This window comes from Blastococcus sp. SYSU DS0617 (assembly GCF_054051075.1).
The window spans coordinates 1-7,851 of the sequence record NZ_JBJHAO010000029.1 but is presented as its reverse complement, the minus strand read 5'-3'; the positions used below and the strand labels follow the sequence as shown (position 1 = coordinate 7,851).

Genomic DNA, 7,851 nt, shown 5'->3' with positions numbered 1-7,851 from the left:
AGCACGCCTTCGGCATCGAGCCGCTGCTGGAGCTCGCCGAGCGCCAGGCCACGGACGACGGGATGGGCGATCTGCCCTATCCGCCGGACTACCCGAAGATGCCGGGTGAGCCGATGCGCGTGCAGCCGAGCCGCGCCAAGCGGGTGACCAGCGAGGACTCCGCTGGCTGACGCGTCGCGACCGCTGGCCGCCCGATCTTCCTCGGCCGATGCGACGGGGTGAACTTGCGGCTGCTGTTGGACACCGGCGGGTCCGGGTGTCCGAACGGTGCAGGCTCACGCTCGAGGACGTCGACCTGGACCGCGAGGTCGCCTATGTCGTCGGTAAGGGGTCCGGCCGCGCGCGGTGCCGCTCGGCGCCAAGACGGGACAGGCTGTCGAGGGCTGTGCGCGGGCAGGCGGGGGTCGAGGGGATGCATCCGCACCGGTTCCGGCGCACGTCGCACACCGGTGGCTCGTCGGCGGCGGGCAGGATCGGGACCTGATGATGCTGGCCGGCTGGCGCAGCAACGAGGTGCTGTCCTGCTATGCCGCCTCGACCGCAGTTGAACGAGCGCACGAGGCTCACCGCCGACTGCCCCTCGGCGACCAGCTCCAACGATCTCGGCCGCGTCCGGCAGCCGCCCGCCGCGCCTGCGCGGACGCCCGTCCCCCGATGCCTGGACCCGACCCACGCCCCGTGCCGAGCGAGCGCCGCTGCCCCGAGAGGAGGCAGCGGCGCTCACCACGTCCGTGGATCAGACGGTGCCGGGTCCTGCCCGGTCGCCGGCATCCCGGTCGGTGTGTACGCGGTCGTGCTCCGGGTCGCCCTCCGGCTCCTTGGCAAGGAGCCCGGACCCGACCGTCCACAGCACGGCGACAGTGAGCGCACCTCGCGGCCTGGCGCTGTAGCACCGCACCGCACCGCACCCGGGACGGCGCGCGCCAACCGGCCCCTCCTCATGGCTCGCGACCGGGACAGCCGTCCTCGGTCGGGGGCCACCGTCACCATCCCTCGCTGTACGATCCGGGAGGCCTGCCGTGAGTGCTCAAGACCCTGACCCGGAGGTCACTCCGACACGGTCGACGAGCGCGGCCGACAGCGGCTTCCCGCTCGACGAAGACGCCACCGGGTGAAGCCTGCCGCTGCCGTCCGCCGGCACGCCTGCGCACCATCACCGCCAGATCGACCGCCTCGGCTGCAGAATTCGAACAGCTGCGTCACGTCGGGTTAGCGGGGCGAGGGGACGGGGCAGCCAGTCGACACGGTCATCACCGCGCCGGCAGCGGCTCGGTAGCCGCAGGTGCTCGACCGCCCGGCCCTCGCGTGCCTTGGTCACCGACCCACGCGGTGCCCGACCGGTTCGATCAGGCGGCCGCATTGACCGTCGGCCAAGGCGTTGGATCGGGCGGCCTAACGCCGAGCAGCACCACGACGACCCGATGCGGTTCCACTGTGACGGGACCCACCAGCTTTCAGTCCGCTGGGTCGGTGGCCTGTCACCGCGGACAGTGGCTCGTTCGCCTGCGGATGCCCGACCTCTGCGCGCGGATTGACACGGCGGCTCCGTGGGCATAGGCCAGAGGCGGCCGCGGGTGAACAGCCACCCCGTCCCGCCCCCTCCTGTCGAGAGCTCCTCATGACGTCTGCCCTGCCCCGGGTGGCGGCTCCTGCCGTCCCTTTGTCCGACCACACCCTCAGCGACCTGCCGCCCGGGGTCTCCGGTCCTACCTACGACCGCGCCGCGTTGCGCCCCGGCATCGTGCACATCGGCGTCGGCGGCTTCCACCGCGCCCACCAGGCGGTCTACCTCGACGAGCTGGCCCGTCGAGGGTCGATCGACTGGGGCGTGCTCGGCGTTGGCTTGCACAGCCGTGCCATCGGCGAGGTCCTCGAAGGCCAGGACCGGCTCTACACGGTGATCGAGCGGGCGGCCGACGGCGACCGCGCCACCGTCGTCGGTGTGCTGACCGCCTACCTCTACGCCCCCGACGACCCCCAAGCGGTGCTGACGGCGCTGACCGACGAGCGCACACGCGTGGTCACGCTCACCATCACCAGCACCGGGTACCGCATCGATGCGCACACCGGTGAGTTCGACGCCGAGGACCCGCACGTCGTCCGGGATCTCGAGGACCCCGGCTCGCCGGAGACGGTGTTCGGCTACCTGGTCGAGGCGCTGGACCGTCGGCGGAAGGCCGGCCTGCCGCCCTTCACCGTCCTCTCCTGCGACAACATGCCGTCCAACGGGACGGCGGCCCGCACAGCGGTGGTGACGTTCGCGAGGCTGCGGGACAGTGACCTGGCCGCGTGGATCGAGCAGCACGTCGCCTTCCCCAGCAGCATGGTCGACCGGATCACGCCCAGCACCTCGCCCGAGGACCGGGACGCGGTCGTCGCCGCGACCGGCGTCGCCGACAGGTGGCCCGTGGTCGCCGAGCCGTTCCGGCAGTGGGTCGTGGAGGACTCCTTCTCCAACGGACGTCCCCCGCTGGAGGAGGTCGGCGTCCAGTTCGTCGACGACGTGTCCCCGTACGAGACCGTGAAGACCCGGCTGCTCAACGCCGGCCACTGCGCGATCGCCTACCTGGGCTACCTCGCCGGGCACCGCACCACGGCCGACGTCATGGCAGATCCGGTCTTCCGCAGGTACCTCACCCGGCTGATGGCCGACGAGATCGCGCCGTCCCTTCCGGAGCCGCCGGGCGTCGACCTCGCCGAGTACCAGGCCGCACTGCTCGACCGGCTGGCCAACCCCCGCATGGCCGATCAGCTCGCGCGCCTCGGTCGGCGCGGCTCGAGCAAGATCCCCAACTACATCCTGCCCTCGGTGCGGGCGGCGATCGACGACGGCCGCCCGCACGACCTGCTGTGCCTTGCGGTGGCTGGTTGGCTCAGGTTCCTGCGCGGTGCCGACTACGCCGGGGATGAGGTGCCGGTCCAGGGGCCCCGCCTCGACCTGGTCCCCATCGCACAGGAGGCGGGCGGGGACGCAGCGCCGATGCTGTCCGAGTGGTCGATCTTCGACTCCATCGGCCAGGACCCCCAGTTCGCCGGTTGCGTCCAGGCGGCGCTGTCCGCGCTCGACCGGCAGGGGCCGCGCGAGGTCATCGAGGAGTTCCTCGCCTCGGGTGGGGACGCATGACCGCCGAGCAGTTCCTCCCCCTAAACCTGACCGCGGCGACCACTCTGCTCTGCGACGCCGACGGCACGCTGTTCCCCTCCGAGGAGCCGGCGTACGCAGCGTCCGCCGACGTCACCAACCGGTTCCTCGCTGGCCTGGGGGCGGAGCGGGCCTTCGCCCCGGAGGAGCTACAGCGGATGACCAACGGCAAGAACTTCCGAGCGGCCGCCGCACAACTCGCCACCGGCTACGGCCGGGAGCTCACCCGCGCCGATCTGGACGGCTGGGTGACCCAGGAGAAGGACGTCGTCACCGCCCACCTCCGCACGGTCCTGCGCCCCGACGCCGCGGTGCGCGGGCCGCTGGAGCGCCTGTCCGACCGGTTCGCCCTCGCGGCGGTCACCTCGAGCGCCTTGTCCCGCCTGGCCGCCTGTCTCGAGGTGACCGGCCTCGCCGCACTCTTCGACGCCGATCGCAGGTTCAGCGCCGAGGACTCGCTGCCCGAACCGACCAGCAAGCCCGCCCCGGCGGTCTACCTGCACGCCGGGGCCACGCTCGGGGTGAGCCCTGCCGAGGCGGTCGCCGTCGAGGACTCGGTGAACGGCGCCCTCTCGGCGGTGGCCGCCGGTCACCCGACGATCGGCATCCTGCAGTTCGTGCCCGAGTCCGACCAGCAGGAACGCACCGCGGCCCTGCGCGAGGCCGGGGTGGCCGCGGTCGTCGAGTCGTGGGCCGACGCGGAGCAACTGCTGTGCTGACCACCCAGGGTGGCGCCGGGCGGAAGGCCCTGCCGCGGTCGAGTGGCGCCGCCGTCCAAGGCATGTCGCTGGTCTATCACTGGGGTGGTCCACGGCACGGCGAGGTCGACGAGGTGCCGGCCGAGTTGCTGATGTCGGCGCTACTCGTCTACGACGGCCCTCGCTGGTTCGGCGTCTACGAACGGTTCGAGCCCGTGCGGGTCCAGGACACCACTCAGGGAACGGCCGAGGTGTGGGTTGTCCTGGAATAGCCGTTACCCGTGAGGCGACGACGCCGCTGCGGCCGCAGTGACCGTACGGGACGCCGGTCGGCGTGGGGCCGCTGTGACCGTCCGGCGCTGCCCCGCACGCAGGCACGGCTCAGTCGTGGCGCCCCGAACGGCGGGCGGTGGGCCCGGTGGGTACTCAACCCAGCGAGCGCGGTAAGCGACCATGGACGATGGCCTCGTGAATTCGTCACAGCAACGATCGGCGTGAATGCCCCAAGGCGTTCGCCCGACAACCTGCCGACTCTCGCTCACCGACCACCTGCATCTTTGCAGGTCAGCACACCGGTTCCCGGGTCTGCACCCCGAAGATGCCGGACGAGCCGATACGCGTGCAGCCCAGCCGGGCGCGCAGGGCCGATCCCGTGGACGGCTGACCGGTCACTAGGCCAGGGCGCGCTCCTCCCGGAGAGCCTGGAAGACGCGCCGGCGCAGCTGGTTGGCGTCCCGGTCGGCGACGTCCTGGAAGCTCATCGACAGCAGCCACCGGGGGCCATGGCTCTGCTGGCGCACGACCTCACCCTTCAGGTGCAGGACCTCGTCCTCGAGCGCGATGCTCACCTCGAGGTGGGCTCCGGGCTCCGGCGGCAGGCCCCATCCGTCCACCAGCACGCGCACGCCGGCCTCGCTGAGGTCGATGGTCTCGCCGACCAGCTGGCCGTCGGCCCAGGGCAGGTACACCGGCAGGGCGACCCGGCCACGCACGGCCTTCCGCCGCTGGCTGCGCTCGGCCGGCCCGGTGGCCGCCAGGTGCCAGCGCGGCTCCTCACCGGCCTCCACCTCGACGATCTTCGCGGGCAGCGTGCGCTCCTCGTTCTCCCCGATCCAGTACAGCGCCACCGGGTCGCCGTCCTTGACGGCGGTCTTCCAGCCCACGCCCTCACCGTCGGGGCGCACCACGATGGTGAACTCGGTCGAGACGTCGACGCACGCGGTCACCGTGACACCCCGGGCGACCAGCGTGACGTCAGCGCGCGAACTCTCCTCGGGCCTGCCGGCATCCTGATCCGTCATGGTGCGCCTCCGCGTCGATACGAACGTGTAGCGACCACATTCGTGTCGCCGACCGTCCCATCGGCCGGATCTGCGGGAACTTGAGGAACGAGCTGGAACCGCAACTGTGACGTGCCACTCAGGTTCGGCGTCGCGCCTCTGCGCGACGGCCTGACGCGGGACCGCCCCGGTCAGCCGGCCAGGAGGTGTCCGGGCGCTCCGCGCAGCGACCGCTCGGCCGTGGCCGCGGCCGCGCGCAGGGCGACGGCGGACTCGGCGAGCCGGTCGGCCAGGACCAGGTCGAGGTCGGCGTCCTGCAGGTCGTCGATGGTCCACAGCGGCACGGGTGCGCGGTCGTCGGCGGCGGAGGCGGGAGTTGCGGCGAGGGGGCGCATGGGGGGCTCTTCCAGACGTGGGGGCGTGCCGGTTCACCGGCAGATCGACAGTCCGTCCCGCACCGCGAGCCAGTCCCCACGGAGCCGCAGGAAAACCGCAAGACCGGTCCGACGGGCCGATCCGTCCCCCCTCGGAGTGAGGGCGGGCCCCGGAGCCGCCTGTCCCGCTGCACAACGGGCAACGCTGGTCGAAGGCAGGACGTCGGTGACGGACGTCGGACCAGCGGAGGAGGCGGGGATGAGACGTGCACTGGTGGCGTACGGGGTCGCCCTCGTCGTCCTGATCATGCTGACCCGCGAGTTCGAGGCCGCCGGCTGGCGGGACCTGGGCGCGCTGGAGGTCACCGCGGCGCTGGTCGACTCCCTGCTCGTCCTGGCCGTCGCCGCCGGCCTGCTGCTGGCCGGGCGCCTCGGCCTGGAGCGCTGGGCGCGTTCGATGGCGAGATGGCGCCGGCAGCGGGCTCTCGCCGAGCACCTGGACTGGGCGGACGCCGAGGTCGTCGGCGTCACCTCCTGGCGCACCGGTACACCGGAACCGCCGGCGGAGATCGGCCCGGCGCCGGCCACGGCGCAGCCGGCACCTGCCGGCTTCACCTACGTCGGCCCGTCCTACGGCGACGACGTCCGGCCGACGCCACCGTTCCCGGAACGCCCCGGCCGCCGGATGTGATCACCAGCGGCCCGGGACGACGCATCCCTGGTCGCACGGGCCGTCGAGCCGCTAGGCTTCTCACGTCGGGAAGGCCCTGCGCTATGGCAGGACCCCGATGCACCACCTCAGCTAGGAGCGAGCAATGCCCGAAGGAACTGTCAAGTGGTTCAACGCCGAGAAGGGGTTCGGCTTCGCCACCCCCGATGGCGGCGGACCTGATGTGTTCGTCCACTACTCCGCCATCCAGTCCAGCGGGTACCGCTCGCTCGATGAAGGCCAGCGGATCGCGTTCGACATCGAGCAGGGCCAGAAGGGCCCGCAGGCTGCGAACGTCACCCCGCTCTGATCATCTGATCATCTGATCAGCACGTGCAGCGCCCCCGCCCGGTTCACCGGGCGGGGGCGCTGTCGTTCGCGAGGGGGGCAGGTCAGCGCGCGCGGGGCACGTACCCGCCGATGAGCGCCGACATCAGCAGCGCCCCGTCGTGCGGGCCGACGGCGGCCGCGGCGTCGGAGAACGCCCGCCAGCGCTGCCGCTCCACCTCGGTCGGGGCCCGCTCGGCCCGTGCGGCCAGCTGCTCGAGCAGCCGGTCCCACTCCCCCTGCGGCGTCGGCCAGAGCCCCGCCAGCCGTCGGGCCTCCGCCGAGATCGCGGTGATGCGCACGATGTCGCCCGCGTGGTTGGTCAGCGGCTCGATGTAGCCGGCGGACGCCAGGGCCTTCGCCGCCACGACCACCTCGGCCTTGGGGAGCCCGCTCGCCGGGACCACCGCGCCGAGCAGGTAGGGCGAACCGCCGTGCTCGGGGGCGTCCACCAGCCGGGCGATGGCCCGCAGCACGGGCAGGTCGCGGGTGAACCAGGTGTCGGGCAGGGGGGCCGGCGGGGAGGTCACCGGACCAGTCTGCCGCGTCCGGGCATGCCCGGCGGCGCCCCGCCTCCGGAGGAGGCGGGGCGCCGCAGGCGCGAGGGGCTGTGCCGTCGGTCAGTCGCGGGCGCCGGTCAGCTCCGGGCGGGTGGCGAGCACGACCCCCAGCATCACGTATCCGACGAGCAGGTGTCCGGCGGCGACGTAGGGAGCCACCCCGGCGGCCAGCGCGGCGATCGGGACGACCACCGGCGCCCAGCTCTCGGCACCGAGGGGCCAGAAGCGGGCCAGCCCCGCCCAGCGACCGGCGATCGCGATGCGGATGCCGATGCCGGCCATGCCCAGCATGGACAGCGGCCAGAAAGCGTCGAGGGCGAGGAACCAGGCCTCCTGGTCGTGCTCCCGGAAGAGCATCCAGGCCAGCGTGGAGACGATCGCCAGACCGAGCAGCACGTGCTCGAGGTGGAGGAAGAACCGCGCGAGGTGGCCGGTGCCCGTGGCCCGGGTGCGCTTCTGGACCACGACCAGCGCGACCAGACCCAGCTGGAAGGCGAGGGACGACGAGTCGTAGACGGTGCCCTTCCAGCCTTCCGCGGGGTCCAGGCCGAAGGCGAGGATCCCGGCGGCCCAGGCCGCGGAGCCGGCAGCGACGGCGATCCCGGCCCGGCGGACCAGGCTCGTGGGGACCTCGGCGGGGGGGGGGGGGGGGGGGCGCCCCGCGGGGGCCCCCCCCCCCGCGCCACGTCCGACGGCCCTGCCGTTGCCCCCGGGGCGTCCGGGACTCCTGGGATATGAAGCGCCCGACACGGTGACTGACC

General features: G+C 72.9%; 9 protein-coding genes. 5 read left to right on the top strand and 4 right to left on the bottom strand.

Features of this window, described 5'->3' with window-relative positions; genetic code table 11:
* Nucleotides 1-1,618 precede the first annotated feature (1,618 nt).
* From ACI793_RS19195 to ACI793_RS19185, 3 genes are read left to right on the top strand one after another with little or no spacing between them, the layout of a single operon-like run.
* Nucleotides 1,619-3,124 (top strand): mannitol dehydrogenase family protein, encoded by a 1,506-nt coding sequence (locus tag ACI793_RS19195; RefSeq protein WP_456607978.1) that lies wholly within the window; start codon nucleotides 1,619-1,621, stop codon nucleotides 3,122-3,124.
* Nucleotides 3,121-3,861 (top strand): HAD family hydrolase, encoded by a 741-nt coding sequence (locus ACI793_RS19190; protein ID WP_456607977.1) that lies wholly within the window; start codon nucleotides 3,121-3,123, stop codon nucleotides 3,859-3,861. Before ACI793_RS19195 ends, ACI793_RS19190 begins: the two co-directional genes overlap by 4 nt.
* Nucleotides 3,855-4,112, top strand: coding sequence for a hypothetical protein (locus tag ACI793_RS19185; protein ID WP_456607976.1), 258 nt, complete (start codon nucleotides 3,855-3,857; stop codon nucleotides 4,110-4,112). The genes ACI793_RS19190 and ACI793_RS19185 overlap by 7 nt, the downstream gene beginning before the upstream one ends.
* Nucleotides 4,113-4,511: 399 nt before the next feature.
* Here the strand turns inward: ACI793_RS19185 and ACI793_RS19180 are convergent, their stop codons facing one another.
* Both ACI793_RS19180 and ACI793_RS19175 read right to left on the bottom strand, forming a co-directional pair.
* A complete protein-coding gene (locus tag ACI793_RS19180) occupies nucleotides 4,512-5,141 on the bottom strand; it encodes a flagellar brake protein (RefSeq protein ID WP_456607975.1) in 630 nt (209 codons plus the stop codon).
* A gap of 170 nt (nucleotides 5,142-5,311) precedes the next feature.
* Nucleotides 5,312-5,515: a hypothetical protein gene (locus ACI793_RS19175; protein WP_456607974.1), complete on the bottom strand. Its 204-nt coding sequence runs from the start codon at nucleotides 5,513-5,515 to the stop codon at nucleotides 5,312-5,314.
* Between the two features lie 238 nt (nucleotides 5,516-5,753).
* Here ACI793_RS19175 and ACI793_RS19170 point away from each other — a divergent pair, with 238 nt between their 5' ends.
* Both ACI793_RS19170 and ACI793_RS19165 read left to right on the top strand, forming a co-directional pair.
* A complete protein-coding gene (locus ACI793_RS19170; RefSeq protein WP_456607973.1) occupies nucleotides 5,754-6,185 on the top strand; it encodes a hypothetical protein in 432 nt (143 codons plus the stop codon).
* 124 nt (nucleotides 6,186-6,309) lie between these two features.
* Nucleotides 6,310-6,513 (top strand): cold-shock protein, encoded by a 204-nt coding sequence (locus tag ACI793_RS19165; RefSeq protein WP_014377016.1) that lies wholly within the window; start codon nucleotides 6,310-6,312, stop codon nucleotides 6,511-6,513.
* Between the two features lie 82 nt (nucleotides 6,514-6,595).
* On the opposite strand, the gene ACI793_RS19160 is transcribed toward ACI793_RS19165, so the two are convergent.
* The gene (locus ACI793_RS19160; RefSeq protein ID WP_456607972.1) at nucleotides 6,596-7,060 is read right to left on the bottom strand and encodes a hypothetical protein; all 465 of its coding nucleotides are present in this window, start codon (nucleotides 7,058-7,060) and stop codon (nucleotides 6,596-6,598) included.
* 90 nt (nucleotides 7,061-7,150) lie between these two features.
* Nucleotides 7,151-7,851 (bottom strand): hypothetical protein (locus ACI793_RS19155; RefSeq protein ID WP_456607971.1); only part of this gene is annotated, 701 nt, incomplete at its 5' end.